We start from the raw sequence: 25,706 nt of genomic DNA on the forward strand, positions 1-25,706 counted from the left end.
CCGGACATGCAAGCCGCGTGCCGGAGCGCTTTTCTGTGCGGTATCGTATTGCGCGGCATCAAACTGCCGAGGCCATCACGGTCGCCCGTCGGCCGTATTTCCTACGATGTCACTGCGGATCCTCGGTCCGCCTCCCCCACCTTTCTTTCGCCCACCCGGGCGGGGAACCCTGCGCATGTCGAACGTCCTCAACATCGCCGACCGCCCGGGGCGCGACACGCGCCTGCTGGAGCAGGCGCGCGACGCCGCGATCCCGCCGCTGGTCGACGCCTTCGCGGTGGCGCTGGGTCGCTTCGACGATGCGCTGTTCGACCGCGCCGAGCGCGCCGGTCCGTCCCAGATGGCCTTCCTGGATGCGATGCGCGAACTGCGCCGTCGCCGCGAGGACATCATCGGGCGCTTCCGTGCGCAGCTGCAGCGCTCCTGGAAAGCGCTGGAGGCCGGTCAGCCGCTGCCCGTCGAACGGGTGTTCCTGGAATCGGCGGACGACACCCTCAGCCTGGTGTCCGAGCAGGAACTGGAGTCGCGCCTGGCCGTGCGCAACTTCGCTGGCGTCATCCTGCGCGACTGCAAGCCCGTGCTCGTGCGGCTGGACCGCCGGCTGGGATGGATCGCCGGCGACATCGCGCTGGATGCCGACCTCAATCCGATCGGTCCCGAACACATCGGCGTGGCCGTGCATCAGGCTTTCGCCGGTTGCGACCTGGCCCCCGACGTGCGGCTGGTGGTGATCAAGCTGTGCGAGCGCGATTTCGTCCCCGCCATCGCCCGCATCTACGCCGCGCTCGACCAGCGCCTGATGCAGGTCGGCGTGATGCCGGAGTTGCCCGCGCGCCGTGCACCCGCGGCGGCATCGGTGCCGGCGTCGGACGCCGCGCAGGATCCGGATGCCGGCGGTGAGGAAGAGGCGGGGGCGCCCGCGTGGGCGGCCCGCTTCATCAACCGCATGGCCGGCGTCAGCCGCGGCCTGCAGGCCAGCCAGCAGGCCGCGCCGGCCGCAGGCGGATTCGGCGACGACATGCCGCCGGGCTACGCGTCCGGTCCGGGCGCGCAGGGCGTGCTGCTCGAAGCCCTGCATCATCTGCTGCAGGAATCGCGGCGTGGCCGCGAGGACGGCAACCCGCCCGATGCACGGCCTGCCGATCCGCGCCAGCGCGACCTGTCGCAGCGCGAAATGCTGTCGGTGCTGTCGCTGCTGCAGGCCTCGCCCAGCGCGACGCTGCGGGCGGCCATCGGTGACACCGGCGAGTCGTTGTCGCAGCGGCTGAAGAACGAAGTCCTCAGCAGCGCCACCCAGTTGGGCGTGGACCCGTCGCAGGCGCGGTTGGCGCCGGTCGACGAGGATGCGATCGACCTGGTCGGCATGCTGTTCGACGTCATGCTCGACGAGCGCGACCTGGAAGGCCGCCCCCGCGAACTGATCGGCCGGCTGGTGGTGCCGTTCGTGAAGGTCGCGCTGCTGGACCGCCGGATGTTCGTGCAGAAGACCCACCCGGCGCGCCGCCTGCTCAACGTGCTGGCCGAAGCCTGCGAGGGCAACAACGGCGAAAGCGCCGCCGAGCGCACGCTGCTGACCAAGGTCGAGGAGGTCGTCGACCGCCTGGTCGCCGAATTCAACGAGAACCTCGCGATCTTCCTGACCCTGGAGGAGGAATTCCGTGCGTATCTCGAACAGCACCGCCGCCGCATCGAGATCGCCGAGCGCCGCGCCGCCGAGATCCAGCGCGGACAGGAACGCCTGGAAGCCGCGCGCGCGCGCATGAACGCGGAACTGGACGAGCGCCTCGGCGAGCGGCGCGTGCCGCAGGCCATCGAGGATTTCCTGCGCCAGCCTTGGGCGCACCACGTCACCATGACGGTGTTGCGCGAAGGCGACGAAGGCACCGGCCTGCGCGAATCGCTGGCGCTCGCCGACGGCCTGCTCGAGGAGCTGACCGAAGCGCAGCGCCATGTGGTCGGCAAGCCGTGGCTGCAGGCGTGGCGCACGGAAATGCTGAAGGTGTTTGCCAGCGTCGGCATGAACCAGGATGCGGCGGCCGGCGCGGTCGACGCGCTGCACGACACGCTGCAGGCCGTGGCCACCGCGCGTCCGGACCTGGAGAAGGCACTGCCCGAACTGCCGCAGGTCGTGCTGCCCAAGCCCGTCATCGACGAGGATCCGGCATCGATCCAGTTGGTCGCGGGCGCCGACACGCTCGATTTCGACCACAGCGATGCGGACCATTTCCGCGGCCTGCCCATCGGTACCTGGCTGGACTTCATCGACAAGGACAACAAGGTGCAGGCGGGCAAGCTGTCGTGGGTCAGCCCGATCTCCTCGCGCCTGCTGTTCGTCAATCGTCGTGGCGTGCGCTTCTGCGTGGCTTCCCCCGAAGAGCTCGCGGTGATGGTGCGGATGGGCAGGCTGCGCACGCACCAGAGCGAGGACGCGTTCGACAGCGCGATGCAGGGCGTGATCGAGCGCCTTGAGCCGGCGCCCTCGGCGGCCGCGCCCGCCTGACCGCATGCCCCGCGCGGCACTGCCGCGCTCTGTTAGCATCGCTCCACGGACGATCTAACGACGAGGGGCGCAATGGCGGTCGAAGTTCGGGTACTGAAGGAAACCGCTGCGGGCGAACGCCGCGTGGCCGCGACGCCGGAGACCGTGCGCAAGCTGATCGCCGCGGGTGCGAAGGTCGGCGTGGAGCGCGGCGCCGGCGACGGCGCGGGCTTCGTCGACGCCGCCTACGCGGATGCGGGTGCTGACCTGGTCGACAGCGGCGGCCGTGCCAGCGCCGACCTGCTGTTATGCGTGCAGCCGCCGTCGGCGGACGTCATCAATGGTTTCAAGTCCGGCGCCACGCTGGTCGGCATGCTGCAGCCGGGCGCCGACCCCGCGCGGGCGGCCGCACTGCAGGCGAATGGCATCCAGTCCTTCCCGCTCGAGCGGCTGCCGCGCACCACGCGTGCGCAGGCGATGGACGTGCTGAGCTCGCAGGCGGGCATGGCGGGTTACAAGGCGGTGCTGATCGCCGCACAGCTCGCACCCCGCTTTTTCCCGATGCTGACCACGGCCGCCGGCACCATCCGTCCGTCGAAGGTGCTGATCGTCGGCGCGGGTGTCGCCGGCCTGCAGGGCGTGGCCACCGCCAAGCGGCTCGGCGCGCAGGTCGAAGGTTTCGACGTGCGCCCTGAAACGCGCGAGCAGATCGAATCGCTGGGCGGCAAGTTCCTCGACCTCGGGGTCAGCGCGGCGGGCGAGGGCGGTTATGCGCGCCAGCTGACCGAAGAAGAGCGCGCGCTGCAGCAGCAACGCCTGGCCGATCACCTGAAAGGCATCGATGTCGTGGTCTGCACGGCCGCCGTGCCGGGTCGTCCCGCGCCGAAGATCATCGCCACGGCGATGGTCGACGGCATGAAGCCGGGCAGCGTCATCGTCGACCTCGCGGCGGAAACCGGCGGCAACTGCGAACTCACCCGACCCGGTGAAACCTACGCGCACAATGGCGTGACGATTGCCGGGCCGCTCAACCTCGCCAGCCTCGGCGCCGTGCACGCGAGCGAGATGTACGCGCGCAACGTGCTGAACTTCGTCGCGCTGTTCGTCAAGGACGGTGCATTGCAGTTCGACTGGGACGACGAATTGCTGGCGAAGACGGTGTGGCCCGAGCGGACGGCTGCAACGCCCGTCGCCGCCTGACGGAGACGCTCAGCGCTCCGGCCGGCGGTCGCGATCGCGCGGCGGCGGTGCGTTGTCGCGCATCCAGGCGTCGCGCTGTTCCGGCGTCATCTTCTTCCATTGCTCACGGAGGGCCTCGCGCTGTTCGGGCGTGAGCGATTTCATGTGGCCGTAGAGGGCACGCGCCTGGCGGCGCTGTTCGGGATTCATGCCTTCGAAGCGCTGCTGGCCATGCCGTGCCTGCGCGCGCTGTTCCGGCGTCATCGCCTGCCAGCGCTGCGCGCGTTCCAGCATGCGGGCACGGTCCTCCGGCTCCCGGTCCCAGCGGTCGCGCACCGGCGCGATCAGCGCTTCGCGTTGCTGGGGCGTCAGTTTGTCCCAGGTCGGCAACGGGGCAGGCGCTGTCTGTGCCAGCGCATGACCCCCGGCGAACAGCAGTCCGAGGGCAAGGACGCGAAAGGCTTGGACCTTCATCGGGTCGACTCCATGGCAAGGGGCTGTGCATCGGCGGATGCCAGCCACAGGTAAAGATCGGGGTCTTCGTCGAACGCGCTGGCGGCTCCAAGATCATCCGCGATGGCGTCGCCGTCGGACTGACTGGTGGCCGCGACCGCGGTCGAGGGGGGGGCGGGTGACGTAGGGGGCAGCCACTGCAGGCCCAGGCCCACGGCGAGCACCGCCGAGAACGCGGTCGCGGTCAGCCAGCGCCACGTGCGGCCACGGCCGCCGGCGGGCGCTTGCCGCACGGCTTCGTGGCGCCCGGCGCGCAGGCGCATCAACGTCTGCGGCGAGACCTGGGCCAGCGCGGCCTGATGCAGGCTACGGGCCTGTCGGTCGAGATCATGGCCGTCGTCGTGGACGGGGGTCATCGGAATTCCTCCAGTTGCCTTTGCAGTGCGTCGCGCGCGCGGGACAGGTGGGTCTTCACCGATCCTTCCGAGCAGCCCATCGCGCGCGCGGTGTCGGCTACATCCAGTTCTTCCAGTATGCGCAGCGTGAACGCCTCGCGCTGGCGGGCGGGCAGTCCGCGCAACGCCTGCACGAGCCGCGTATAGGCCTCGCGTTGGTCATGCGCCTGCGCCGGGCCGGCCCCGTGATCGGGCGCCCAATCCACCGCGCTCTCCTCGCCACGGTCGCCGGTGGGCAGCAACCAGCGCAGGCGGAAACCGGCGCGGCGCTGTAGGTCGACGATGCGCCGGCGCAGGATGCTCCAGAACAGCGGCGACCACTCTTCGGCCGGCTTCTCGCGGTATGCCAGCATCTTCATCATCGCGTCCTGCACCGCATCCAGCGCATCCTCGCGATGACGCAGGCCGGTCTCGGCGAAACGGAACGCGCGCGGTCCGATGTCGGCCAGGAACAGCTCGAGCGTCGCTGCCCGCGGGATGGGCGGCGACGTCTCCTGCAGCGGACTGGACGGTGTACTCACCAACATAGCTTAGCGGCCGGTGCAGTGAATCAGTCGCGACCGTCGAGGCGGTCGCCGGCGGCGGACGCGCCGGTGGCAGTCAGCAGCAGGCCCGTAGGACCCCGCAATGACATGCGCTTCATGGTCGGCTCCTTCGTGGGTGGGGGACACAGGTACGGAAACGCCCGGGATGGCTGCAGGTTGACGCGATCGGGTTGTCCACCGGCAGGTTCAGGTGCGGTTATGATGCGGAAGCACCGGGCAGCGCCCGTGCATCGACAAACGTGGACGGATGGGGGAGCGGATGAGCGACGGGTTCGTGGCGCTGTACATCTTCATGCTGGCGGCCATCGCCGGGCACGTGATCATTTCGCGGGTGCCGGTCATCTTGCACACGCCGCTGATGTCCGGCTCCAACTTCATCCACGGCATCGTGCTGATCGGCGCGATGGTGGTACTGGGCCACGCCGATACCCCGCTGGAGAAGGCCATCGGCTTCATCGCCGTGCTGCTGGGCGCGGGCAATGCTGCCGGCGGCTACGTGGTCACCGAGCGCATGCTGGAGATGTTCAAGAGCAGCAAGCCGCCGGCGGGTGGCAAGTGAGCAGTGTCTCCCTGATGCCTGCACGCCAGCGCATGTCGGTCCGGGATGTCTTCCAGTGGGGCAGTTACCTGCAGTACCCCGCACTGCTGGTCGCTCTCGGGTACATGATCAAGTCGACCTGGGCGATCGCGGCTGCCGCCACCGCCGGCTGGTCGCCGGTCTACGACGATTGGAACTACGTTCTCCTGTATGCCGGCGTCGGCATCGGCCTGTCGTCGTTGCAGGATCCCACCCGCACGCAGAACGAGCTGTCGCGACGGGTCTGGCAGGACCCGCGCAAAGGACGCTGGATGCTGGCACTACTCGCGTTCTATGTGTTGGGCGCGATGGCCGGCGGATTGGCAGGTGCGTACCTCGCGGACTCGACGGTGGTGAACCAGCTATCGCTCGGCCTGGTGGCGTTCGGCCTCGGCATGATCGGCCTGCTGAAGACGGCCATCGAAATGCGTGAACACCATCGGTTGGACAGGCAAGCCGCGTCGTCGGAAGGGAGCCACGCATGAGTGCATTGACGCTGGTAAAGCTGAGTTACTTCGTGGCGGCCACGCTGTTCCTGCTCGGCCTGCAGCGCATGGCCAGCCCCAAGACCGCACGCAGCGGCATCCAGTGGGCCGGCGCCGGCATGCTGATCGCGACTGTCGCCACGTTCTTCCTGCCGGGCCTGCACAACATCGGCCTGATGATCGCGGCCATCGTGATCGGCGTAGCGCTGAACTGGATCTGGGGCAAGAAGGTGGCCATCACCGACATGCCGCAGATGGTCGCACTGTTCAACGGCATGGGGGGCGGGTCCGCCGCCGCCATCGGGGCGGTGGAACTGGTGCGCTATTCCGGCGGCGAAGCGGCGGTCCCGTCGACCTTCACCCTGTCGCTGGCCGTGATCGGCGCGCTGATCGGCGCGGTGTCGCTGACCGGTTCGGTGATCGCCTGGGCCAAGCTCGACGGGCGCATGGACAAGCGCTACACCTTCCCTGGGCAGCAGTGGTTCAACGCCCTGGTCGCGCTGGCCTCCGTCGTGTGCGGTGTGATGGCGCTGAGCACGCTGGCGATGCCGTGGATCATCGCGTTCTTCTTGCTGTCGCTGGCGCTGGGCGTGCTGATGACGCTGCCCATCGGCGGCGCGGACATGCCGGTGGTGATCTCGCTGTACAACGCGTTCACCGGCCTCGCCGTCGCATTCGAAGGCTATGTGCTCGGCAACGAGGCGCTGATCATCGCCGGCACCATGGTCGGCGCGGCCGGCATGCTGCTGACGCGGCTGATGGCCAAGGCGATGAACCGCAAGATCGCCAACGTGCTGTTCTCCAACTTCGGCGGCGGCAGCGCGGCGATGCAGGAGATCGGCGGGTCGATGAAGCCCATCGAAGCCGCCGATGTCGCGGCGATGATGGCCTACGCCGAACGCGTGGTGATCGTGCCGGGCTACGGGCTGGCCGTGGCGCAGGCGCAGCACAAGATCTGGGAGCTGTCGCAGAAGCTGATGGATCGCGGGGTGAAGGTGAAGTTCGCCATCCACCCGGTGGCCGGGCGCATGCCGGGCCACATGAACGTGCTGCTCGCCGAAGCCGGCGTGCCCTACGACCTGATCGCCGACATGGACGACATCAACCCCGAGTTCGCCAACACCGATGTCTCCCTGGTGATCGGCGCCAACGACGTGGTGAACCCGGTGGCGAAGACCGATCCCGCCTCGCCGATCTACGGCATGCCGATCCTCGACGTGGTCAACTCGAAGAACACCATCGTCATCAAGCGCGGCAAGGGCACCGGTTTCGCCGGCATCGAGAACGCGCTGTTCTATGCCGACAACACCCGCATGCTCTACGGCGACGGCTCGGAGATGGCGAACGCGCTGGTCAGCGAACTGAAAGCGCTGGACGGCGGGCACTGACGCCCCGGCGAACCCGCCGGCGTCAGCGGGTCGCCCAGGCCGCCAGCACCGGCGCGGCCAGCAGCGCAACGGCGTCCAGGGACGTGGTCGTGAGGGAAATCAGCGTCCAGCCATGGTGCGCGCCCAGCCGGAATGCGGATTCCCAGGGCGCCAGCCCGAACGCGAAGCCGAGCTGGGTGGCGGGAATGGTCCACAACGCCAGCGCCGAGATCGCGACCGTGACCAGCGCGGCCAGCACCGCGCGACGCGTGCCGGCCGGCATGCCGCCAAGGCGCAGCACCAGCACCACGTCCAGCGCGACCAGCAGGGCCATCCAGCCGACCTGGCGTTGCAGGTAGAGCGCCAACGACACCCAGACCACCAGGACGCAGGCACTGGCCACGACGAGCATCACGGGAAGCAGCCAGCGGGGAATGCGACGCGGGGCGGGGGACATGGAGACTCCGGCAGGGCCGCCAAGGATACGGCCTGAACGCGGTCGCCGGGGTGCGGAGGCTACAATGGGGCGTCTTGCAGCGCCCCACGCGCGCCCCCATCTGGTCCGGCATGTACTCCCGCAGCAGCGAACCCGTCCAATTCTCCCGCGATTGCGCCGCCGTGCTGGTGCCGCAGGGCGAACTCGTCACCCTGCCGGCCGGCAGCTATGGCTACATCACCCAGGCGCTGGGCGGCAGCTATACCGTCTTCGTCGAAGGCAACCTGTTCCGCATCGCAGGCAAGGATGCGGACGCCATCGGCAAGGAGCCTACCGAGCCGCTGTCGCTGCCGGACAACGCCACCGACGAGGAAGTCGAGGCGCTGGTGTGGAACCAGCTGCGCACCTGCTTCGATCCGGAAATCCCCTTCAACATCGTCGATCTCGGCCTGGTGTACGAAGCCAACCTCGCCACCCGCGACGACGGCCAGCGCGACGTCGAGGTCAAGATGACGCTGACCGCGCCGGGCTGCGGCATGGGCGAGATCCTGGTCGACGACGTGCGCAGCAAGCTGGAGATGATCCCCACCATCGCCGAGGCGGACGTCGAGCTGGTGTTCGATCCGCCGTGGGGCCGCCACATGATGTCCGATGCCGCCAAGCTGGAAACCGGCATGCTCTGAGCCGCCGCGCTCGCCACCGCAGAACCCGTCAGGAAGGAAGAGATGAACGTGATGAACGCCGCCCCGTTGACCTACCGCGTGACCCGCAACGAGAAGGCCCGTACACCGGCCGAGCGCGACGCCATCCTCGCCAGCCCCGGGTTCGGCCTGCACTTCACCGACCACATGGTCGCCATCACCTGGGACAAGGCGCAGGGCTGGCACGACGCAGAAGTGCGCGCCTACGGTCCGCTGTCGCTCGACCCGGCCGCGTCGGTGCTGCACTACGGCCAGGAGATCTTCGAAGGCATCAAGGCCTATCGTCATGCCGACGGTTCCCTCTGGACGTTCCGCCCCGACGCCAACGGCGCGCGCCTGCAACGCTCGGCCGCACGCCTCGCGTTGCCGCAGCTGCCGGTCAACGAATTCGTCGAATCGCTGCGCCAGCTGGTCGCCATCGATGGCGACTGGGTGCCGTCGGCGCCGGAGACCAGCCTGTATTTCCGTCCCTTCATGATCGCCACCGAGGCCTTCCTCGGCGTGCGCGCCGCGCAGCAGGCCGGTTACTACGTCATCGCCAGCCCGGCGGGCGCGTACTTCGCCAAGGGCGTGGCGCCGGTGTCGATCTGGCTGTCCGAAGACTATGCACGCGCCGGCAAGGGCGGTACCGGTGCGGCCAAGTGCGGCGGCAACTACGCGGCCTCGCTGCTGCCGCAGCAGGAAGCGCAGGCGCAGGGTTGTTCGCAGGTGCTGTTCCTCGATCCGGTGGAAGGCAAGTACCTGGAAGAGCTGGGCGGCATGAACGTGTTCCTCGTCTACAAGGATGGCCGCATCGTCACGCCGGAACTGTCGGGCAGCATCCTGGAAGGCATTACCCGCGACAGCATCCTCCAGATCGCGCGCGACCGCGGCCATACGGTCGAAGAGCGCAGGATTTCCATCGACGAGTGGAAGCAGGGCGTCGCCTCCGGCGACATCGTCGAAGTCTTCGCCTGCGGCACCGCCGCGGTGATCACCCCGATCGGCCAGCTGAAGGGCAAGGGCTTCGAAGTCGGCGACATTACGGCGCCGGCTGGCGACGTGACGATGGGCATCCGCAAGGAACTCACCGACATCCAGTACGGCCGCCTGCCGGACCGCCATGGCTGGCTGGTGAAGTTGCGCGACTGATCCGCGTTTCGAGCGATACGGGTCGTTGAAGGACAGCCCGTATCGCATCTCACTGATCGTTTGATGGTGTTGCGGCGTCACCGCCGAGGTTTCGCAGGACGATACTGACGCTTCTCGCCATAGGCGGGTGCCGCAGCATCTGTGTTCACGCAGAGGCGCCGATCGCAGAGGGCGGCATCGGAGGCGGCATAGGCCTGAAGGATGGGGATGGCCTGTTCGTGGCGCTGCAACTCCGATTGGACCGCGTCCAGTTCGCGTCGGTAGTAGCCCAGCATCAGCCACCCGACAAGCAGAAACAGCAGCAACACGCTGCCTGCGAGTGCGAAAGCGACAGAGACGATCCGTTGCGCCGCCTGGAGTCTCTCGCATGCACTCTCGACGGCGCGGTCGTACCTTATCGCGGCGGGAGCGAGGGCCGATTGGGTGTGCTCTTGCAGCGTTTGCATCTGTTGTTGGAATCGGTCCGCCATCTGCCGGTCACGCTGATCGAGCTTCGCCGTTAGGGCCGCCTGCAGCCGGATGCTGTTCTGTAAAGAGGCAAGTATTTCTTCCGTGTCGATGTGCTTCATGTCCACGTCCTTGTTGGGGGAAGCTAAATCGTTCTTGCTGGCGCGCCCTGTTCAAGCGCCTGCCCATGCCCTATCGCTTGGGCACTCTGCGGCGTCCGATCTCGCGCGTTCGCATCTTGAGCTGTCAGGGACGCGCCGATGTCTTCGCAAGCGCTTGAAATGGCGCGTTCATCGCCGGAGTGCAACGCGTCGGCCAAGCGATCGAGGTCCGCACTTCCGGTGCCACCAATGCCAGTCCTTCGGCCATTGACGGGCGGTGGCAGCGGGTTCTGCAACTCTGGACGATGGTCAGGATGACTGGGATGGCCCGGTGCACGCGGGCCGGGAGGATGGACATCGCCAGGTGGCGGATAGCGCCCAGGAAGTTCTCGGTCGAAGGGGTGCGGAGCATGTCGCTCATTCGGCGGTGCGAAACGCGAGGTCTGAAAATCTATGTCGCCCGTCTGAGGAGCGCCGTGAGCGCGCTGGAAGTCCAGTACGGCACCCTGCATCGAGGCGCGGTACGCGCCGTCTTGGATCAGTGCGCCACCTTCCGGACCAGAATAGCCCTCAATGTCCATGACGCGCTGCAGATCGAGTATGCGCTCGCCCGACTCGCCAACCCGCAGCGTGCCGTCATCGACAACGGCTCTGGGCTGTAAGTTTGTCCGATGCTCGGCCTCAACCGGTAGCCGTCCGCTGACCAGATCTCTGACGTAATTCTCGTACTCTCGGTAATAGCGCGTATCCACTTCCATGTGCACATGGATCGCGCCGGTCTGCTGCCGTCCCTGGGTTCCAAGCGACTCGCCATAGGCGACGGTCTGACCCTCCGAGACGGCGATCGGGCTCATGTGCCTGATGCGTGCTATGACTTCGCCGCCCTGTCTATCGTGGATGTCCACGAGTCCTTGACGCTCATCCACACGACCAATGTAGCCTGCGACAGGGGAAGGGACATCGACTGCACGCGCGGCCGCCGACCCACTCGTGTGGTCCGGATCTTCAAGGATGAAGTCTTTCTTCAGGAGTACCTGGTCCGGCCCCAGGCCGTACGTCCTGCCTGACCGGGCCATCTCAATTTCTTCGATCTCGCCGCCCAGTATCGCGTGGGCGCGACCACGCTCGCCGTTTACGATCCGGCCTTCCACCATCTGCGCATGCCGATTGGCGCGTGGGTGGTGCGTTACCAGACTGTCGAAATCGGAGACGACCTCGTTCGACTGCAACCCGTCCGGTCCACGTGGCGCCCCCAACTGCATGACACGGTAGGTCGTGGGTATCCTCGCATTCGTCATGACATCCGCTCCGTCGTTGTCCCCTCGGTCACGGCAGGGTGGATGTCAGGATTGACCGCATCGCATCTGAAATACTTGGAGGAGGCGCTGCCAAGTCGCGCAGGCAGCATCCATTCGAGCTTCCCACTCTGCAGGGAAAGTCGAGATGAAGTGCGATCTTCTCCGGGCTGCCCGTCAGGCATGGAGTCGAGGCCGAGACGAGCGGTAACGCGCCATGCGTCGCTGCCTTCGGGCTCCACGCGCTCGACGACGTGGAAGTCGCCTTCGCCATACTCGGCGAACACGTGGATTAGGTCGGGCGTCACCACCAGACTTCCCACAAGAACGACGACCGTTTCGTCGTGTCCTTTCGGGCTGCCGGCCAGCGCACGGTATCTCCGGCAGCCGGCAGCGCCTTCGGTGTCGTCGGGATACCAAACGCCCGTCAGTGCATCCGGCAAACGGGTGGAGAAGGTGATCTCTTCTCGGGTCGTGGCCAAGACGCCGTCGGGCATAGTGCTGGATGAGCGACATGCGGGAACTGCAATCACCAAGGCCAGCAGCAGACAGTTCAACTTGCGTCCTTTCATTTCGTCTTCTCCCGTGCCGGTCCTCCGGCCGTGCACGCTATCAATACACGCTCAACCACACGATGGCGAGTCACAAATACGGTGGCCCCTAACGATCTTACGGGCTGCTATCGACAGTGCCCGCCCCCGGGTGGGGTCGTGCAAGGGTTTGGTCGCCTGCGCCATCATCGTACTGGCCGCCCGCCGGATCGCCACGGCTGACTGGTGAAGCTGCGCGACTGAGCCGCACCGCGTCGCGGAAAAAAAGCCCGCTGACATGCGGGCTTTTTTATGCAAGAAAGAAGCAGTGATGCGAATAAAAAATTCGCGCTCATCACGCACATGACACGTAAATGAATCTACAAGGCGATGTCCACCGGTGACTATCGCTTCATGCGTGTAGTCCGATGATTACGTTTGCAACATCCATTGCAAAGTGTGTCTTTCATCGCTGATTCACGTTCGCGCAATTCGATAGCTTCGTTCCTGCGTCGTGCATTGCACGACGTGCATCCGGTCGAACGCAACAGCCCGTCCACCCCCTCCCGTAGCCAACCTGCGCCCTCGACCGGGCCGTTGCCGCATTGGCGGCTTTTCATTTCATCTTGAGGGAGAGTCTGATGTCCGGATTTGCAAAGCGTGGTTCGCGTGTGCGCCTGCTGTGCCTGTCGTCCGCCGTGCTCGCATCGCTGTATGCGCTGCCGGCGATGGCTGGTCGCGTCGACATGAGCGGCTTGCAGGTGGAAGAACCCGGCGGGTACGACCGTTTTATCGTGAAGTACCGCGACGGCAGTACCGAGAGCACCAACGCGACGCAGTTGCAGCGTTCGCTCAGCACCGCCGCCAGCGCGGGTGTCGCAAAGCGCGGTGGCCGCGCGCTGGGCCTGGAGAAGCTGCGCCGGCTGGCCGCGGGTGGCGCCGATGTCGTGCGCGCCGACCGCAAGCTGGACCGCGTGGAAGCCGAATCGCTGATGCGCCAGCTCGCCGCCGATCCCAACGTCGAGTACGTGGAGGTCGACCAGCGCATGTATCCCACGCTGACGCCGAACGATCCGCGCCTGTCCGAACAGTGGGGCTTCGGCACCACCACCTCCGGCATCAACGTGCGTTCGGCCTGGGACAAGTCCACCGGTGCGGGCGTGGTGGTCGCGGTGATCGACACCGGCATCACCAACCATGCCGACCTCAACGCCAACATCCTGCCGGGCTACGACTTCATCAGCGACACGTTCGTATCGCGCGACGGCAACGGCCGCGATTCCAACCCCAACGACGAAGGCGACTGGAACCCGGTGGCGAACGAGTGCTACAGCGGTTCGCCGGTCAGCAACTCCAGCTGGCACGGCACGCACGTGGCGGGTACGGTGGCGGCGGTGACCAACAACAGCACCGGCGTCGCCGGTACTGCGTTCGGCGCGAAGGTCGTGCCGGTGCGCGTGCTGGGTCGCTGCGGCGGCCTGACGTCGGACATCGCCGATGCCATCACCTGGGCGTCGGGCGGTACGGTCAGCGGAGTGCCGGCGAATGCCAATCCGGCCGAAGTGATCAACATGTCGCTGGGCGGCGGGGGCAGCTGTTCGACCACCTACCAGAATGCGATCAACGGCGCGGTCGGCCGCGGCACCACGGTGGTGGTGGCGGCGGGCAACAGCAACGCGAACGTGTCCACGGCGGTGCCGGCCAACTGTCCGAATGTCATCGCCGTGGCGGCGACGACGTCGGCGGGTTCGCGTGCCAGCTTCTCCAACTATGGCACGGGCATCGACATTTCCGCGCCCGGCCAGGGCATCCTGTCCACGCTCAACACCGGCACCACCACGCCGGGCAGCGCCAGCTACGCGTCGTACAACGGTACGTCGATGGCGGCGCCGCACGTGGCGGGCGTCGTGGCGCTGATGCAGGCGGTCGCCCCGTCGCCGCTGACGCCGGCCCAGGTCGAGACCATCATCAAGAACACGGCACGTCCGTTGCCGGGCACGTGTTCGGGCGGATGCGGCGCGGGCATCGTCGACGCCAATGCGGCGGTCACGGCGGCGCAGGGCGGCACGCCGCCGGGCGGAGGCACGCAGACGTACACCAACGGTACCGATGTCAGCATTCCCGACAACAACGCCACCGGTGTGACCAGCACCATCACGGTGTCGGGTCGCACGGGCAACGCGCCGAGCAATGCGCAGGTGGCGGTCAACATCGTGCACACCTACATCGGCGACCTGATCGTCGATCTGCTGGCGCCGGACGGCTCGGTGTACGTGCTGCACAACCGTACGGGCGGCAGTGCCGACAACATCAACCAGACCTACACGGTCAACCTGTCCAGCGAAGCCCTCAACGGCAGCTGGCGCCTGCGCGTGCGCGACCGCGCCAGCCAGGACACCGGCTACATCAACAGCTGGAGCATCACTTTCTGAGGATTACTTCCTGAGGAAGTGCGCAGGGATGTACATGGAGAACCCCGGCTTTGGCCGGGGTTCTTTTGTTTCCGGCTGAGCGCTGCCGCTCCAGGCATCCCTCAAGGACGGGCAGCACACCTGCTCCCGGCTTGACGCGCCGATGACGCCCGCCTTCCGAACATGGCCGCTCTGTAACCGGAGCCCGTCCATGCCCGTGCGATTCCTTGCCACCGTCGCGCTCACCCTTGTCTCCGCGTCTTCGCTGGCAGCCGACCCTGCGTCGCTCGCAACGCAGGCGAACGATCCGATGACGAAGACCGGCATGGCGGGTCTGCTGCGCGCGCAGGTGCTGCTCGACCGTGCCCACTTCTCGCCGGGGGAGATCGATGGCCAGGCCGGCTCCAACCAGCGGCGCGCGCTGCGGGGTTACCAGGCCGCGAAGGGCCTGCAGGCGACCGGTGAACTGGATGTCGCCACGTGGGAGGCCTTGAACGCAGGCGCCGTCCCGGTACTCACCGCGTACACCTTGACTGCCGAGGATGTCGGCGGTCCGTACGCGCCGGTTCCCGAGGACATGATGGAGCAGGCCAAACAGACCTCGCTCGGCTTCGAGTCGGTGCACGAGGCCTTGGGCGAGCGCTTTCACGTGGCGCCGTCGCTGCTGAAGACGTTGAACCCCGGCGCGGATTTCAGCAAGGCGGGTACGCAGGTGTGGGTGCCGAACGTCGCCGACATCGGTCCACCGCCGAAAGCGGCGAAGGTGGTCGTGGACAAGTCCGACTCTACGCTGGCCCTGCTCGACGCCGCGGGCAAGCGCGTGGCGCAGTTCCCCGTGTCGTCCGGCAGCGAGAAGGATCCGCTGCCGTTGGGCGAGTGGAAGATCGTGGCGACCGCCGTCGATCCCACGTTTCACTACAACCCCACACTGTTCTGGGACGCAGATCCCTCGCACGCGAAGGCGACCCTGCCTGCAGGCCCGAACAATCCGGTAGGGACGCGCTGGATCGATCTGTCCCGGCCGCATTTCGGACTGCATGGCACGCCGTCGCCGGCAACCGTGGGCAAGGCGCAGTCGCATGGCTGCGTGCGGCTCACCAACTGGGATGTCGAACGCGTGGCCGCCGCCCTGTCGCCCGCCGTCCCGGTCGTGATGCAGGAATGACATGAAGTACTTGCTGGCCCTGCTGCTCTTGCTGGGAGTGGGCGCGCTGGTGTGGCGCGGCGTGGATATCGCGCCCACGCCGCGCACCGCGTCCGCCGCGCACGCGGACTACCCGTCGGTCCAGGCGCCCGCCGTGGCCGTCGCGTCGGACGCGACCCGCTCGGACACCGCTGACATGAGCGTCGCGCCTGCGTCGCAGCCGTCTGCGGCAACACCCGCCGCGACGCCGGCCTCGTCCTTGCTGATTCCCGTGCAGGGCGCACGTGCGGCAGAGCTCAGCGACACGTTCACTGATGCACGGAGTGAAGGGCGCTCGCACGATGCGATCGACATCATGGCTGCCCGCGGTACGCCGGTCCTCGCCGTGGCCGATGGCCACGTGGAAAAACTGTTCACCAGCGAACGTGGCGGCCTGACGGTGTACCAGTTCGAACCGACCGGTCGCTACGCGTACTACTACGCCCATCTTGACCGCTACGTCGGCGGACTGGCGGAGAAGCAGACGATCCGGCGCGGGCAGGTGATCGGCTACGTGGGCTCCACCGGCAACGCGAGCCCGGACGCACCGCATCTGCACTTCGCGATCTTCCAGCTGGGACCCGAGCGGCGATGGTGGGAAGGCACCGCCATCAACCCGTATCCGTTGCTGACGGCGGCGCCATGAGGCGGGCCGCTCCGGGCTGGCCAAGTCCGTCGCGGCTCGCAGGACAGTTGGTTGGCACGCACGCGGTCGCCGCACCGTTCTTGCGCGCGTTCGCCGGATCCCGGACCCGATCGTTCATCGCGATCAACGCGCACGCCGGCAGCTACAGCACCGTGCGGATGGCGCAGCCGATGTCGAATCCCACTTCCCGACGGCCGAAGCATGTTGCGTCGTCGTGATGGTCTGTCGTTAATCACCTCACACCGTCCGCAGCCTTCGTCGCCGGCGTGCAGCGAATCCTGGCTTGAAGACCGCGCGGATCACGAGGCGATGGGCGGTTGCGTCGTCAACGCACATCGCACAGCGCTCGCCAGCCACCGTGTCCAGAAACACGGATCCGTGAACGCGGCCGCATCTTGAGCCCTGTTCATCCGACCGGAAACGGATATTCGCACGCGATTTTCACAGTGCCTCCACGTACGCCAACCTCAGCTGACAGGTAGATGAAGAGGTCGGCGAAAACGCCGTTATATTCCGGTTCCCCCAGACGAAGGAGGATTCGAATGTCCCTGACCAAGCACACCCCCGCCATGGCCCGCATGTTCGCCGTAGCGCTCATCGCCACCGCCGGTCTCAGCGGTTGCGCCACCTACGATGACGAGTTTGCCGGCATCAACTCGCGCCTCGACACGCTCGACTCCCGCGTGCAGGGCGCAGCCCAGAGCGCCGAGTCGGCCAACCAGTCCGCGCAGCAGGCCAATCAGCGCCTGGATCAGATCGAAGGTCGCGTGCAGCGACTCGAAACCGCGCCGCGCCGCGTCCCGCGCGGTTGATCGCACCGGCGAACACAGGTCGCACTCCGCGACCTGTGCCGGGACCAGGTGGCCGTCGCAGGCCACCGGTCTCCCTGTCTTCACCCACGCAGGAACTGCCCCATCCGTATGCGCGCGCACCCGATGACCCTGGCCCTCCATGGCGTACTGGCATTGACGCTGGCGTTTTCGAGCATCGATACGGCCATCGCCAGGGAGACCCCCGCGCAACGTGCAGCGGCCGTCGACGAACTTCCGAGAGACCAGGACGTCTCCAGCACGGTGGTCGAACTCGCCGGCTGGGTCGTCGCCGCCAAGGACAGCCAAGGCTATCCGTTCGCCGTGATCGACAAGGCGGCCGCACAGATCCTCGTGTTCGGCGGTGACGGCCGCCTTCGTGGCGCCGCGCCCGGACTGTTCGGCTCCGCAGTCGGTGACCACACGTCGCCCGGCATCGCCGGCCTTGCGCTGCGCGAGATCCCGGGCCGGGACCGCACCACGCCCGCGGGCCGCTTCATCGGCGGCTATGGTCCGTCCATCGACGCCGGGCGCGTGCTGTGGGTGGACTACGAGTCCGCCGTCTCCATCCATCCCACCGCGACCGGCGTCCCGTCCGAGAAGCGCGTGGAACGTCTCGCGTCGGCGACGCCGGACGACAACCGCATCACGCACGGCTGCATCAACGTGTCGCCCACGTTCTACGAGCAGGTCATCCGACCGACGTTCGAGCGGGGCGGCGTCTTCTACATCCTGCCCGACAAGGACTCGATCGCGGAGACCTTCCCCGAGTTCGCGCAGGGCCGTGCGACGACGCGCGCCGGCGACGGAAAGCGCGACCGCGCCGCCCGCAAGTAAGGCGGCGGGCCAGCCCGACGCGTCCGGATGGCCGCAAAGAACAGGCCCGCATCGGCGGGCCTTGTTCGTTATCGGACCGTTGGTGACGAGATCGCGGGATCTAGGCGGCGTTCTGCCGCATCTCCGTGTATGCGCACGAGGACATCACCTGCGCCTGGCGCGGCTGGATCCAGTTCTGTACGAAGGTCTTGCCCCGCTGCACGGTGGGCACGGCGACGGGCCGGCCGGGGGTGTCGATGCCGCACGACAGGAAGCGGGCGACAAGTCCACGACCCGACGGCTCGATGCAGGCGAGCGGGTAATCGTCGAAGTAGAGCGTGTGCACCTTGCGGTGCGGGTTGATGCCGAACGGGTCCGCCTCGTGCGGACTTTCGCGCCAACTGAAGGCGGGGGAGAGGGTGGACATGGTGCGACTCCTGACAAGGGCGACAGTTACGCACGCCGCGCGTCGATCCCGTGTCAAAACATCCCGCTGACGTCCGCCGATCCGCGCGGCGTATGCGATCCGTTCAGCGCAAGCGAACGTCGCCTTCGTCATTCGCCTGCAGTGCGCGGTGCCATCGACGAAACGGCCCACATGCGCGGGCCCGATCTTCGAATGCGAGGTCGAGCCGTGCGGCGTCAGACCGCTTCGAACCGGTTCGCCGCCACGTTCTTCCGGACCTTCGCCGGATCCCAGATCCGCCCGTTCATGGCGATGTACACCCCCGCTGGCAGCGATTGCACTGCGCCGATCGCGCAGCCGATGTTGAACTCCGCGTCCGAGCCGCGGAAGCGAGCCGGGCTAAGGGCGCCGGTCATCACGATGGTCTTGTCCGGAATCGAGGCCAGTACGTGCCCGGTCTGCACCATGCTGTCGGTGCCGTGCGTGACCAGCACGTGCCTCGTCGACTGTGCGGCGATGGTCGCGCGGACCAGCTCGCGGTCCTCGTCGGTGATGTGCAGCGAATCCTTGCGCAGGATCGGGATGACCGTGAAGCGGAACGTCACTCCCAGCTCGCGCAGGATCATGCCGATCTGCGGATCGCCGATCTGGTAGTCCGATTTGTCGTCGAAGTAGATCTTGTCGATCGTGCCACCGGTGGTGACGATCAGCAGCTCGTCCATCTCAAGGCTCCTGCCGGCGCTCATGGTGCGCCTGGCGTAGTGTCCGGGGGTGTCAGGTCGTACGGCTCGCCGTAGTGCCCGCAGATCGCTTCCAGTGCGGGCGAGGGCGGCGCGACGACCTCGGAATTATCGCCGTTTTGCCGGCTGAACGTGCACGTCACGCCGGTGACGGTGCCGTCCTCGTCCCCGCTGGCGTCCACCTGCACCATCAGGTCCATGGTGTCGTAGTCCAGCGGCAGGTCGCGAGGCGCATCCAGCTTCCACAGGTGGAACTCCCAACTGCAGCAACTGCTGCGGCCCGATTCCACCAGCCAGCCCTCGATGACCTGCAGCTCGTAGTAGCCACCGCTGAAGAAGTGATGCAGCGTGTGCGTGGCGGGATCGATCCGGTATACATCGCCTTCGCAATTCGGTCCGGCACCGCACATGCCGCGGATCTCGACCTCGTGCATCCCGTCGCCGTCCAGGTCCACCAGCCCGACGTGGCCCATGGTGTTGTGGACCACCTCCTGCGTGACCTCCAGCCGGTCGCACACGCGTCCCGCCCCGCAGGTGAGCGTCGCGACGTAGCGACGCAACGCGGGCGACGCGCATTCGGTCCGCACGGTAAGCGCACTGCCGTCGCGATTCTCTGCGCGAGCCGGTTCGCCGGGTTCGCAGGTCGCATCCTCCGCCCATGCGCATGGCGCCAGCAGGCCGAGCAACAGGGCGACGGCGAAGCGCATCATCCCTTCCTGCCGAACCGCTTGGCGAACGCCGGCCAGCTGGTGGCCAGCACGATGCCGATCGACAGCACGATGCCGGCCCACGCGAACTTCGCCTTCACCGGATCGGCCCACGCCACCATCACCGCGTGCGAGAACCAGAACAGCGCGAAGACGCCGGCCCAGAAGGCGGCCGTGCGCCGGCGCGCCATCACGCCGATCATCAGCAGCAGCGGCGGCAGCGAGAACACCAGCAACGCCAGCGTGTACTGGCGGTCGCCCCAGAACCACACCGCGTACAGGATGGCCAGCAGCTGCAGCAGCGCGGCCAGCAACAGGCGCGAGCGGTCCATCAGCGCGCTTCCAGCCGGCGGGCGATGTCGGCCACGCGGCGGCCCAAAGCGCGGGCGAGTGCGGCTTCCTCGTCGCTGGGCTGCGGATCGTCCTCGCCGCCGGCCACGTGGCTGGCGCCGTAAGGCGTGCCGCCGGTGCGCGTGCTGCTGAGCTGCGGCTCGGTGAAGGGGATGCCGACGATCACGCACCCGTGGTGCAACAGCGGCACCTGCATCGACAGCAGGGTCGATTCCTGCCCGCCGTGCTGGGTCGCGGTGGAGGTGAACACCGCCGCCGGCTTGCCGACCAGCGTGCCGCTGGCCCATTCCGCGCCCAGGCCGTCGATGAAGTGCTTGACCGGTGCGGCCATGTTGCCGAAGCGGGTCGGGCTGCCGAGGATCACGCCGCTGCACTCGGCCAGGTCCTGCTTGTCCACGTAGGGCGCGCCGTCTTCGGGCACCGGCGGCGCGGCCTGCTGGATCACCGCCGCCACCGGCGGCACCGTGCGCAGGCGCGCGGACATGCCGTCCACTTCGCCCACGCCGCGCGCGATCTGCCGCGCCAGCCGCGCCACGGAGCCGCCGCGGCTGTAGTAGAGCACCAGGATCTCGGGCATCGGTCCGTCTTCATTGCGTGGAAGGCGTCTAGTATCGGCGATGTCGGACCCGTGACGCATCGGTTACCCTTCCGCCCATGGAGCCGCTGGACTCGTTGAACCGCTGGACCGAACGCATGCGCGACCGCGCACGCATGGGCACGTTCTTCCGTTTCCTGGCCAAGCGCTTCCTCGACGACCGCCTGTTCCAGGCCGCCGGCTCGCTGGCCTACACGACCCTGTTCGCACTGGTGCCGCTGGCCATGGTGGTGTTCGGCGTGCTGTCCGCCTTCCCGGTGTTCCAGGAATGGAGCGCGCAGCTGCGCGACTACATCTTCGCCAACTTCCTGCCGGGCGCGGCGGCCAGCCTGAAGGAGAAGCTGGACGGCTTTCTCTCCAACACCGGCAAGCTGACGGCGGTGGGCGTGATCGCGCTGGTGGCCTCGCTGCTGATCACGCTCAACAGCATCGAGACCACCTTCAACCGTATCTGGCGCGTACACAGCGCACGGCCGAAGCTGTCGCGCTTCCTCGTCTACTGGACCGTGCTGACGCTGGGCGCGCTGATGGCGGCGGCCTCGCTGGCGCTGTCCGCACGCTTCTATGCGCTGCCCGTATTCGCGACCAGCGGCGGCAAGTGGCTGCAGGCGCTGTCGCTGAGCATCGCGCCGGTGCTGATCGAACTGGCGGCCATCGTGGTGATCTACCGCGTGGTGCCGCACCGGACCATCAAGTGGCGTTATGCGGTGGCCGGCGCGCTGCTGGCGACCGTGCTGCTGGAACTGGCGAAGTGGGGGCTGGGCGTGTACCTGGGCAGCTTCAATTCCTACCAGAAGATCTATGGTGCGGTGGCCGCCGCCCCGATCCTGCTGCTGTGGATCTTCCTGTGCTGGGTGGCGGTGCTGCTGGGCGCATCGCTCGCTTCCGGCATGGCGGCGTTCCGCTACCAGCCGGTCGCGCTGCGGTTGCCGCTGGGCTACGAACTCTACGGTCTGCTGCGCATGCTGGGCCGCTTCGCGCAGGCGCGCGAACAGGGCCGTGGCCTGCACAGCGACCAGATCCTGGCGATGGAGCCGATGCTGACCGATTCGCTGATCCAGCAGATGCTCGGCCAGCTGTCCGGGATCAACCTGTTGCGCCGCGACGAGGAAGGCGAATGGCTGCTGTCGCGCGACCTGGACGACCTGACGCTGTGCGATCTGTACGAAGCCTGCCAGTTGCGCATTCCGGTCGCCGAAGCGCACCTGCCGTTCCATGACGATGCGCTGGGCCGCGCCGCGCGCGCGGCGCTGGACGACCTGCGCATGCCGTTGCGGGAGCTGCTGAAGAAGCGCGTCAGCGACCTGTTCGTCGAATCCAATCAGGAGCCTGCATGAAGTCCGTATCTTCCTTTTCGGTGGCGCTCGCGCTGTCGCTGGTTGCCTGCAGTGCCGGCTCGGCACCGTCCGGGACCGCGGAGCCGGCCATCGAGGCACATGTGCAAACGGTGGATCCGGCCACGCAGAAGCCGGCCGATCGCACGGCCGAGGTACCGACGCTGCAGGTGAAGACGCTCGACGGCGCCGACTACACGCTCGCCGACCATCGCGGCAAATGGGTCGTGGTGAACTTCTGGGCGACCTGGTGCGCGCCGTGCCTGAAGGAAATGCCCGACCTGTCCGCGCTGGACAAGGACAACGCGCATATCGAGGTGATCGGACTGGCGTACGAAGACATCGAAGCGGAAGACCTGAAGGCCTTCCTGGCCGAACGTCCGGTGGTGTATCCCATCGCCATCCTCGACGTGTACAACCCGCCGGCCGATTTCGCCACGCCGCGAGGCCTGCCGCTGACCTACCTGATCGCGCCGGACGGCAAGGTCGCCAAGCAGTTCCTCGGTCCGGTGACGGGCAAGGAGATCCAAGCCGTCATCGACGCGTCCGGCGGTCCGAAAGCGAAAGCGTGATGGCGGCGGCGCGCTTCCTGGTCAGCGGCAAGGTGCAGGGCGTGTTCTACCGTGCCTCGACGCGCGCGCGTGCGCTCGATCTCGGGCTGTCGGGGCGCGCGACCAACCTGCCGGACGGCCGCGTGGAAGTGATCGCCGATGGCGATGCCCGTGCGCTCGATGTACTGGAGGCATGGCTGCGGCAAGGGCCGCCGTCGGCGCGCGTGGACGAGGTGGTGCGCGACGACTGGCACGAGGCGGTTGGCGCAGGGTTCGTGACCGGCTGAAGGCCGCTTCGTGGCAGCAGAAGAAAGGAAGCGGCCGTTCGGCCGCTTCCTCCTCACTGCTTGCGGTTACTCCAGTCCCGCACTCATCGTCTTGGCCAGGGTGCCCTGCGCATCGTCGCCACTGAGCTCCCAGAAGAACGCGCCGCCCAGTCCCTGCACCTTGGCGTAGTTCATCTTCTCGGTGACGATCGCCGGGTTGTCGAACGACCAGAACGTGGTGCCGTTGTAGATCCAGTGCGCGCGCGCCACCGGATCGATGAAGCTGGGCCATGCCAGGTTCTTCAGCACCCGGTAGTCCTCGTTGCCCGCTTCGTACGTGCCCGCAGCGGCGCTGCCGCTCTGGTAAAGGCCATTGTTGACGTTGGGCACGTTGGTCCAGCCGCGGCCATAAAAACCGATGCCCAGGTTAAGTTTCGACGCCGGCACGCCGCGCTGCAGGAAGGCCTCGACCGCATCGTTGCTGTTGTAGAAGCGGACATCGCCGGTGGAAGGATCGTTGGGCGAGTCGAACAGCGCCGAATGGTGGTTGGTCCGTGGTTCCCAGGTGCCGTGGAAGTCGTAGCTCATGATGTTGATGAAATCCAGGTGCTGCGCGTACTGGCCCGGATCGGTGGCCGCGATCTTGTCGACCCCGGCACCCACCGCCACCGTGTGCAGCAGGCCGGGCCGCACCGCGTTGAGCTGGCTGCGGAACTCGGCGAGCAGCGCGGTGAAATTGGCGCGATCCTCCGCCGATCCGCAGCTGAGCCCGCAGGCGTTGGGGTACTCCCAGTCCAGGTCGATGCCGTCGAACACGCCCAGCGCCGCGCCTGCGCCGCCCGCCCCGTCGGTGACGGGCAGGTTGCCGCGGATGTACGCGTCGACGCATGAGGCCACGAATGCCTGCCGGTTGGCCGGCTTGGCCGCTTCGGAGAAGCCGCGCGACCAGGTCCAGCCGCCCAGCGAGATCAGCACTTTCAGGCCGGGATGCTTGGCTTTCAGTTCCTTCAGCTGGTTCCAGTTGCCGCGCAGCGGCTGGTCCCAGGTGTCGGCGACGCCGTCGACGCTTTCCGCCGCGCTGAACGCCTTGGTGTAGTCGGCGAACGCGTCACCGCCCGCACCGGTGGCCTCGTTGCTGGGCTGTGTCACGCCCACCTCGCAGCGGTTGTTGCGCACGTTGCCGAAAGCGTAGTTGATGTGGGTGAGCTTGGCGGCGGTACCGCTGGTGTCGATGTTCTTCACCCGGTAGTTGCGCGCGTAGATGCCCCACTGCACGAAATAGCCGAGCAGACGCTTGCTGCCGCCGCCGCCGGACGTGGTGCTGCCGGCGACCGCAGTGCTCTGGGCGGACGCATTGCCCGCCACGTCGCGTGCGCGCACGGTGAAACTGTAGCTGGTGGCGGCGGCCAGGCCGGTCACGGTGTAGCTGTTGCCGCTGGGCGATCCGGCGAGCGTGCCGTTGCGGTAGACGTCGTAGCCCGCCACGCCACTGCCACCGCTGTTGTCGCTGGACGGATTCCACGCCAGCGCGATGCTGCTGCTGGTCTGCCCGACCACGGCCAGGCCGGTGGGCACCGACGGTGCGACGGTATCGCCGGCCGCCGATGTCGTCACACTGATGGCGCCGCTCTGCACGGAGGCGTTGCCGGCATTGTCGCGGGCGCGGACGGTGAAACTGTACGCCGTGCTCGCCGCCAGACCCGTGCTGGTGAAGCTGGTGCCGGTGGCCGAACCCGCCAGTGCGCCGTTGCGGTAGATGTCGTAACCGGCCACACCACTGCCGCCGCTGTTGTCGGTGGACGCATTCCAGGCCAGCGAAACGCTGGAGGCGGTTTTCGACGGCGAACTCAAGCCGGTCGGCACACTGGGCGCGATGGTATCGGACGGCGTGGCGACCGTGATGGTGACCGTGGCCGACGGCGTGCTCGCACCGCCGTTGTCGGTCGCCACGGCACGGATCGCATGGCTGCCGGCCGTGGCGTTGGACCAGGTCGCGGTGTAGGGCGCGGTCGTATCCACGCCCAGCGACGTCGTGCCGCGGAAGAACTCGACGCGGGCGATGGTGCCATCGCTGTCGCTGGCGGTGGCGATGGCCGTCACCGTGCTGCCGGTGGCGAAGCTGGCGCCGTTCGTGGGGGCCGTCAGGGTGACGCTGGGCGGCTGGTTGCCGCCGGTGCCGCACGCGCCCAGGTCCTGGTACCAGCCGCAGCTCGTGCAATGCGTCGGTGGCGCGTTCCAGATCTGGATCTTCGCCTCGTACAGCCGGTTCTGGTACACCAGCCGGTCGCCGGGGTTGTAGATGGTGGATGGCGTCCACGCGGGTACGCCGCTGCAGCTGACGGTCTGTGCGTAGGCGCTGCCGCTGGCGGCCATCGCCAGTGCGCCGAGCAGCCAACAGGTCCTTCCCAAACTCCTCAACATGTTCACTCTCCCATGGCCTTGCGTAAGGTGGAGGTCGCGGACTGCAAGGCAGTCCACGTCGTGCCGGGTAGTGCGGTGTGGGGGTGGACGGCCCGCATCGGATCCGCCGGAGGCCGGTATGCCGCATGCACGCATGAACGGATGTGATGCAGTTGGGCTATCGCAATTGTTGGCGCCGCGATGGCTGCGCCGCGCTGGTAAGCAGACGGAACACGCCGACGCGCGACACGCGACGCGTCACGTACGGAGACGCGCGCGTGCGGCAGGCATCATCGCGCGCACCGCCACG

28 protein-coding genes are annotated in these 25,706 nt (G+C 67.4%); 15 read left to right on the forward strand and 13 right to left on the reverse strand.

The window, feature by feature from the left end; translation table 11 throughout:
* The first annotated feature begins 175 nt into the window (after positions 1 to 175).
* Together pacR and AC1Q5B_RS08030 are read left to right on the forward strand one after the other, a co-directional pair.
* Positions 176 to 2,500, forward strand: coding sequence for a PacR family protein (pacR, locus tag AC1Q5B_RS08025; protein ID WP_492631199.1), 2,325 nt, complete (start codon positions 176 to 178; stop codon positions 2,498 to 2,500).
* Between the two features lie 72 nt (positions 2,501 to 2,572).
* Positions 2,573 to 3,679, forward strand: a complete 1,107-nt coding sequence (locus AC1Q5B_RS08030) for an NAD(P) transhydrogenase subunit alpha (protein ID WP_492631200.1) — start codon at positions 2,573 to 2,575, stop codon at positions 3,677 to 3,679.
* A gap of 9 nt (positions 3,680 to 3,688) precedes the next feature.
* On the opposite strand, the gene AC1Q5B_RS08035 is transcribed toward AC1Q5B_RS08030, so the two are convergent.
* The 3 genes from AC1Q5B_RS08035 to AC1Q5B_RS08045 are packed head-to-tail and all read right to left on the reverse strand — an operon-like array spanning position 3,689 to position 5,093.
* Positions 3,689 to 4,132, reverse strand: a complete 444-nt coding sequence (locus AC1Q5B_RS08035) for a DUF3106 domain-containing protein (protein WP_492631201.1) — start codon at positions 4,130 to 4,132, stop codon at positions 3,689 to 3,691.
* Positions 4,129 to 4,527, reverse strand: coding sequence for a hypothetical protein (locus AC1Q5B_RS08040; protein ID WP_492631202.1), 399 nt, complete (start codon positions 4,525 to 4,527; stop codon positions 4,129 to 4,131). Before AC1Q5B_RS08040 ends, AC1Q5B_RS08035 begins: the two co-directional genes overlap by 4 nt.
* Positions 4,524 to 5,093, reverse strand: a complete 570-nt coding sequence (locus AC1Q5B_RS08045) for an RNA polymerase sigma factor (RefSeq protein ID WP_492631203.1) — start codon at positions 5,091 to 5,093, stop codon at positions 4,524 to 4,526. Before AC1Q5B_RS08045 ends, AC1Q5B_RS08040 begins: the two co-directional genes overlap by 4 nt.
* Positions 5,094 to 5,370: 277 nt before the next feature.
* Here AC1Q5B_RS08045 and AC1Q5B_RS08050 point away from each other — a divergent pair, with 277 nt between their 5' ends.
* The 3 genes from AC1Q5B_RS08050 to AC1Q5B_RS08060 are packed head-to-tail and all read left to right on the forward strand — an operon-like array spanning position 5,371 to position 7,561.
* Positions 5,371 to 5,670, forward strand: a complete 300-nt coding sequence (locus AC1Q5B_RS08050) for an NAD(P) transhydrogenase subunit alpha part 2 (RefSeq protein WP_492631204.1) — start codon at positions 5,371 to 5,373, stop codon at positions 5,668 to 5,670.
* A gap of 14 nt (positions 5,671 to 5,684) precedes the next feature.
* Positions 5,685 to 6,173: a hypothetical protein gene (locus AC1Q5B_RS08055; protein WP_492631205.1), complete on the forward strand. Its 489-nt coding sequence runs from the start codon at positions 5,685 to 5,687 to the stop codon at positions 6,171 to 6,173.
* The gene (locus AC1Q5B_RS08060; RefSeq protein ID WP_492631206.1) at positions 6,170 to 7,561 is read left to right on the forward strand and encodes an NAD(P)(+) transhydrogenase (Re/Si-specific) subunit beta; all 1,392 of its coding nucleotides are present in this window, start codon (positions 6,170 to 6,172) and stop codon (positions 7,559 to 7,561) included. The genes AC1Q5B_RS08055 and AC1Q5B_RS08060 overlap by 4 nt, the downstream gene beginning before the upstream one ends.
* A 22-nt stretch (positions 7,562 to 7,583) precedes the next feature.
* On the opposite strand, the gene AC1Q5B_RS08065 is transcribed toward AC1Q5B_RS08060, so the two are convergent.
* A complete protein-coding gene (locus AC1Q5B_RS08065) occupies positions 7,584 to 7,997 on the reverse strand; it encodes a hypothetical protein (protein ID WP_492631207.1) in 414 nt (137 codons plus the stop codon).
* Positions 7,998 to 8,107: 110 nt separating this feature from the next.
* Here AC1Q5B_RS08065 and sufT point away from each other — a divergent pair, with 110 nt between their 5' ends.
* Together sufT and AC1Q5B_RS08075 are read left to right on the forward strand one after the other, a co-directional pair.
* Positions 8,108 to 8,659: a putative Fe-S cluster assembly protein SufT gene (gene sufT, locus AC1Q5B_RS08070; RefSeq protein WP_492632063.1), complete on the forward strand. Its 552-nt coding sequence runs from the start codon at positions 8,108 to 8,110 to the stop codon at positions 8,657 to 8,659.
* A gap of 51 nt (positions 8,660 to 8,710) precedes the next feature.
* On the forward strand, positions 8,711 to 9,808 hold the full coding sequence (locus AC1Q5B_RS08075; protein ID WP_492632064.1) for a branched-chain amino acid aminotransferase: 1,098 nt from the start codon (positions 8,711 to 8,713) through the stop codon (positions 9,806 to 9,808).
* A gap of 77 nt (positions 9,809 to 9,885) precedes the next feature.
* Here AC1Q5B_RS08075 and AC1Q5B_RS08080 read toward each other — a convergent pair whose 3' ends face one another.
* The 3 genes from AC1Q5B_RS08080 to AC1Q5B_RS08090 are packed head-to-tail and all read right to left on the reverse strand — an operon-like array spanning position 9,886 to position 12,223.
* Positions 9,886 to 10,377, reverse strand: a complete 492-nt coding sequence (locus tag AC1Q5B_RS08080; protein ID WP_492631208.1) for a hypothetical protein — start codon at positions 10,375 to 10,377, stop codon at positions 9,886 to 9,888.
* 23 nt (positions 10,378 to 10,400) lie between these two features.
* Positions 10,401 to 11,654, reverse strand: a complete 1,254-nt coding sequence (locus AC1Q5B_RS08085) for a peptidoglycan-binding protein (protein WP_492631209.1) — start codon at positions 11,652 to 11,654, stop codon at positions 10,401 to 10,403.
* Positions 11,651 to 12,223, reverse strand: a complete 573-nt coding sequence (locus AC1Q5B_RS08090; protein WP_492631210.1) for a hypothetical protein — start codon at positions 12,221 to 12,223, stop codon at positions 11,651 to 11,653. The genes AC1Q5B_RS08085 and AC1Q5B_RS08090 overlap by 4 nt, the downstream gene beginning before the upstream one ends.
* A gap of 686 nt (positions 12,224 to 12,909) precedes the next feature.
* Between AC1Q5B_RS08090 and AC1Q5B_RS08095 the strand changes: the two genes are divergently transcribed.
* The 5 genes from AC1Q5B_RS08095 (at position 12,910) to AC1Q5B_RS08115 (ending at position 18,067) form a co-directional block, all read left to right on the forward strand.
* Positions 12,910 to 14,613 (forward strand): S8 family peptidase, encoded by a 1,704-nt coding sequence (locus AC1Q5B_RS08095; RefSeq protein WP_492632065.1) that lies wholly within the window; start codon positions 12,910 to 12,912, stop codon positions 14,611 to 14,613.
* Positions 14,614 to 14,803: 190 nt separating this feature from the next.
* A complete protein-coding gene (locus AC1Q5B_RS08100; protein ID WP_492631211.1) occupies positions 14,804 to 15,757 on the forward strand; it encodes a L,D-transpeptidase family protein in 954 nt (317 codons plus the stop codon).
* A 1-nt stretch (position 15,758) separates the two neighbouring features.
* Entirely contained in the window at positions 15,759 to 16,421 is a 663-nt protein-coding gene (locus AC1Q5B_RS08105) for a M23 family metallopeptidase (protein ID WP_492631212.1), read from the forward strand.
* 542 nt (positions 16,422 to 16,963) lie between these two features.
* A complete protein-coding gene (locus tag AC1Q5B_RS08110; RefSeq protein ID WP_334177621.1) occupies positions 16,964 to 17,233 on the forward strand; it encodes a hypothetical protein in 270 nt (89 codons plus the stop codon).
* A 147-nt stretch (positions 17,234 to 17,380) separates the two neighbouring features.
* Entirely contained in the window at positions 17,381 to 18,067 is a 687-nt protein-coding gene (locus AC1Q5B_RS08115; protein ID WP_492632066.1) for a hypothetical protein, read from the forward strand.
* Between the two features lie 100 nt (positions 18,068 to 18,167).
* Here the strand turns inward: AC1Q5B_RS08115 and AC1Q5B_RS08120 are convergent, their stop codons facing one another.
* From AC1Q5B_RS08120 to wrbA, 5 genes are all read right to left on the reverse strand, one after another.
* Positions 18,168 to 18,473 carry a hypothetical protein gene (locus AC1Q5B_RS08120; RefSeq protein ID WP_492631213.1) on the reverse strand — a complete coding sequence of 102 codons (306 nt, stop codon included), beginning with the start codon at positions 18,471 to 18,473 and terminating at the stop codon, positions 18,168 to 18,170.
* Positions 18,474 to 18,688: 215 nt separating this feature from the next.
* On the reverse strand, positions 18,689 to 19,174 hold the full coding sequence (locus tag AC1Q5B_RS08125; protein ID WP_492631214.1) for an asparaginase domain-containing protein: 486 nt from the start codon (positions 19,172 to 19,174) through the stop codon (positions 18,689 to 18,691).
* A 20-nt stretch (positions 19,175 to 19,194) separates the two neighbouring features.
* The gene (locus AC1Q5B_RS08130; protein ID WP_492631215.1) at positions 19,195 to 19,899 is read right to left on the reverse strand and encodes a hypothetical protein; all 705 of its coding nucleotides are present in this window, start codon (positions 19,897 to 19,899) and stop codon (positions 19,195 to 19,197) included.
* Positions 19,899 to 20,231 (reverse strand): DUF2069 domain-containing protein, encoded by a 333-nt coding sequence (locus AC1Q5B_RS08135; protein ID WP_492631216.1) that lies wholly within the window; start codon positions 20,229 to 20,231, stop codon positions 19,899 to 19,901. Before AC1Q5B_RS08135 ends, AC1Q5B_RS08130 begins: the two co-directional genes overlap by 1 nt.
* Positions 20,231 to 20,827: an NAD(P)H:quinone oxidoreductase gene (gene wrbA / locus AC1Q5B_RS08140; RefSeq protein ID WP_492631217.1), complete on the reverse strand. Its 597-nt coding sequence runs from the start codon at positions 20,825 to 20,827 to the stop codon at positions 20,231 to 20,233. The genes AC1Q5B_RS08135 and wrbA overlap by 1 nt, the downstream gene beginning before the upstream one ends.
* Positions 20,828 to 20,904: 77 nt before the next feature.
* On the opposite strand from wrbA, the gene AC1Q5B_RS08145 reads away from it, so the two are divergent.
* The 3 genes from AC1Q5B_RS08145 to AC1Q5B_RS08155 are packed head-to-tail and all read left to right on the forward strand — an operon-like array spanning position 20,905 to position 23,017.
* Positions 20,905 to 22,182 (forward strand): YihY family inner membrane protein, encoded by a 1,278-nt coding sequence (locus AC1Q5B_RS08145; RefSeq protein ID WP_492631218.1) that lies wholly within the window; start codon positions 20,905 to 20,907, stop codon positions 22,180 to 22,182.
* Positions 22,179 to 22,751, forward strand: coding sequence for a TlpA family protein disulfide reductase (locus AC1Q5B_RS08150; RefSeq protein WP_492631219.1), 573 nt, complete (start codon positions 22,179 to 22,181; stop codon positions 22,749 to 22,751). The genes AC1Q5B_RS08145 and AC1Q5B_RS08150 overlap by 4 nt, the downstream gene beginning before the upstream one ends.
* Positions 22,751 to 23,017, forward strand: a complete 267-nt coding sequence (locus AC1Q5B_RS08155; protein WP_492631220.1) for an acylphosphatase — start codon at positions 22,751 to 22,753, stop codon at positions 23,015 to 23,017. The genes AC1Q5B_RS08150 and AC1Q5B_RS08155 overlap by 1 nt, the downstream gene beginning before the upstream one ends.
* A gap of 66 nt (positions 23,018 to 23,083) precedes the next feature.
* Here the strand turns inward: AC1Q5B_RS08155 and AC1Q5B_RS08160 are convergent, their stop codons facing one another.
* On the reverse strand, positions 23,084 to 25,417 hold the full coding sequence (locus AC1Q5B_RS08160) for a glycosyl hydrolase family 18 protein (protein WP_492631221.1): 2,334 nt from the start codon (positions 25,415 to 25,417) through the stop codon (positions 23,084 to 23,086).
* Positions 25,418 to 25,706 lie beyond the last annotated feature (289 nt).

Source organism: Pseudoxanthomonas sp. GW835-FHT14C01 (genome assembly GCF_058793715.1).

What these genes read in the sequence shown, in the direction of transcription:
- pacR (WP_492631199.1), top strand. Translation starts at nt 176, where the DNA reads ATGTCGAACGTCCTCAACATCGCCGACCGCCCGGGGCGCGACACGCGC.
- AC1Q5B_RS08030 (WP_492631200.1), top strand. Translation starts at nt 2,573, where the DNA reads ATGGCGGTCGAAGTTCGGGTACTGAAGGAAACCGCTGCGGGCGAACGC.
- AC1Q5B_RS08035 (WP_492631201.1), bottom strand. Translation starts at nt 4,132, where the DNA reads ATGAAGGTCCAAGCCTTTCGCGTCCTTGCCCTCGGACTGCTGTTCGCC.
- AC1Q5B_RS08040 (WP_492631202.1), bottom strand. Translation starts at nt 4,527, where the DNA reads ATGACCCCCGTCCACGACGACGGCCATGATCTCGACCGACAGGCCCGT.
- AC1Q5B_RS08045 (WP_492631203.1), bottom strand. Translation starts at nt 5,093, where the DNA reads ATGTTGGTGAGTACACCGTCCAGTCCGCTGCAGGAGACGTCGCCGCCC.
- AC1Q5B_RS08050 (WP_492631204.1), top strand. Translation starts at nt 5,371, where the DNA reads ATGAGCGACGGGTTCGTGGCGCTGTACATCTTCATGCTGGCGGCCATC.
- AC1Q5B_RS08055 (WP_492631205.1), top strand. Translation starts at nt 5,685, where the DNA reads ATGCCTGCACGCCAGCGCATGTCGGTCCGGGATGTCTTCCAGTGGGGC.
- AC1Q5B_RS08060 (WP_492631206.1), top strand. Translation starts at nt 6,170, where the DNA reads ATGAGTGCATTGACGCTGGTAAAGCTGAGTTACTTCGTGGCGGCCACG.
- AC1Q5B_RS08065 (WP_492631207.1), bottom strand. Translation starts at nt 7,997, where the DNA reads ATGTCCCCCGCCCCGCGTCGCATTCCCCGCTGGCTGCTTCCCGTGATG.
- sufT (WP_492632063.1), top strand. Translation starts at nt 8,108, where the DNA reads ATGTACTCCCGCAGCAGCGAACCCGTCCAATTCTCCCGCGATTGCGCC.
- AC1Q5B_RS08075 (WP_492632064.1), top strand. Translation starts at nt 8,711, where the DNA reads ATGAACGCCGCCCCGTTGACCTACCGCGTGACCCGCAACGAGAAGGCC.
- AC1Q5B_RS08080 (WP_492631208.1), bottom strand. Translation starts at nt 10,377, where the DNA reads ATGAAGCACATCGACACGGAAGAAATACTTGCCTCTTTACAGAACAGC.
- AC1Q5B_RS08085 (WP_492631209.1), bottom strand. Translation starts at nt 11,654, where the DNA reads ATGACGAATGCGAGGATACCCACGACCTACCGTGTCATGCAGTTGGGG.
- AC1Q5B_RS08090 (WP_492631210.1), bottom strand. Translation starts at nt 12,223, where the DNA reads ATGAAAGGACGCAAGTTGAACTGTCTGCTGCTGGCCTTGGTGATTGCA.
- AC1Q5B_RS08095 (WP_492632065.1), top strand. Translation starts at nt 12,910, where the DNA reads ATGGCTGGTCGCGTCGACATGAGCGGCTTGCAGGTGGAAGAACCCGGC.
- AC1Q5B_RS08100 (WP_492631211.1), top strand. Translation starts at nt 14,804, where the DNA reads ATGCCCGTGCGATTCCTTGCCACCGTCGCGCTCACCCTTGTCTCCGCG.
- AC1Q5B_RS08105 (WP_492631212.1), top strand. Translation starts at nt 15,759, where the DNA reads ATGAAGTACTTGCTGGCCCTGCTGCTCTTGCTGGGAGTGGGCGCGCTG.
- AC1Q5B_RS08110 (WP_334177621.1), top strand. Translation starts at nt 16,964, where the DNA reads ATGTCCCTGACCAAGCACACCCCCGCCATGGCCCGCATGTTCGCCGTA.
- AC1Q5B_RS08120 (WP_492631213.1), bottom strand. Translation starts at nt 18,473, where the DNA reads ATGTCCACCCTCTCCCCCGCCTTCAGTTGGCGCGAAAGTCCGCACGAG.
- AC1Q5B_RS08125 (WP_492631214.1), bottom strand. Translation starts at nt 19,174, where the DNA reads ATGGACGAGCTGCTGATCGTCACCACCGGTGGCACGATCGACAAGATC.
- AC1Q5B_RS08130 (WP_492631215.1), bottom strand. Translation starts at nt 19,899, where the DNA reads ATGCGCTTCGCCGTCGCCCTGTTGCTCGGCCTGCTGGCGCCATGCGCA.
- AC1Q5B_RS08135 (WP_492631216.1), bottom strand. Translation starts at nt 20,231, where the DNA reads ATGGACCGCTCGCGCCTGTTGCTGGCCGCGCTGCTGCAGCTGCTGGCC.
- wrbA (WP_492631217.1), bottom strand. Translation starts at nt 20,827, where the DNA reads ATGCCCGAGATCCTGGTGCTCTACTACAGCCGCGGCGGCTCCGTGGCG.
- AC1Q5B_RS08145 (WP_492631218.1), top strand. Translation starts at nt 20,905, where the DNA reads ATGGAGCCGCTGGACTCGTTGAACCGCTGGACCGAACGCATGCGCGAC.
- AC1Q5B_RS08150 (WP_492631219.1), top strand. Translation starts at nt 22,179, where the DNA reads ATGAAGTCCGTATCTTCCTTTTCGGTGGCGCTCGCGCTGTCGCTGGTT.
- AC1Q5B_RS08155 (WP_492631220.1), top strand. Translation starts at nt 22,751, where the DNA reads ATGGCGGCGGCGCGCTTCCTGGTCAGCGGCAAGGTGCAGGGCGTGTTC.
- AC1Q5B_RS08160 (WP_492631221.1), bottom strand. Translation starts at nt 25,417, where the DNA reads ATGTTGAGGAGTTTGGGAAGGACCTGTTGGCTGCTCGGCGCACTGGCG.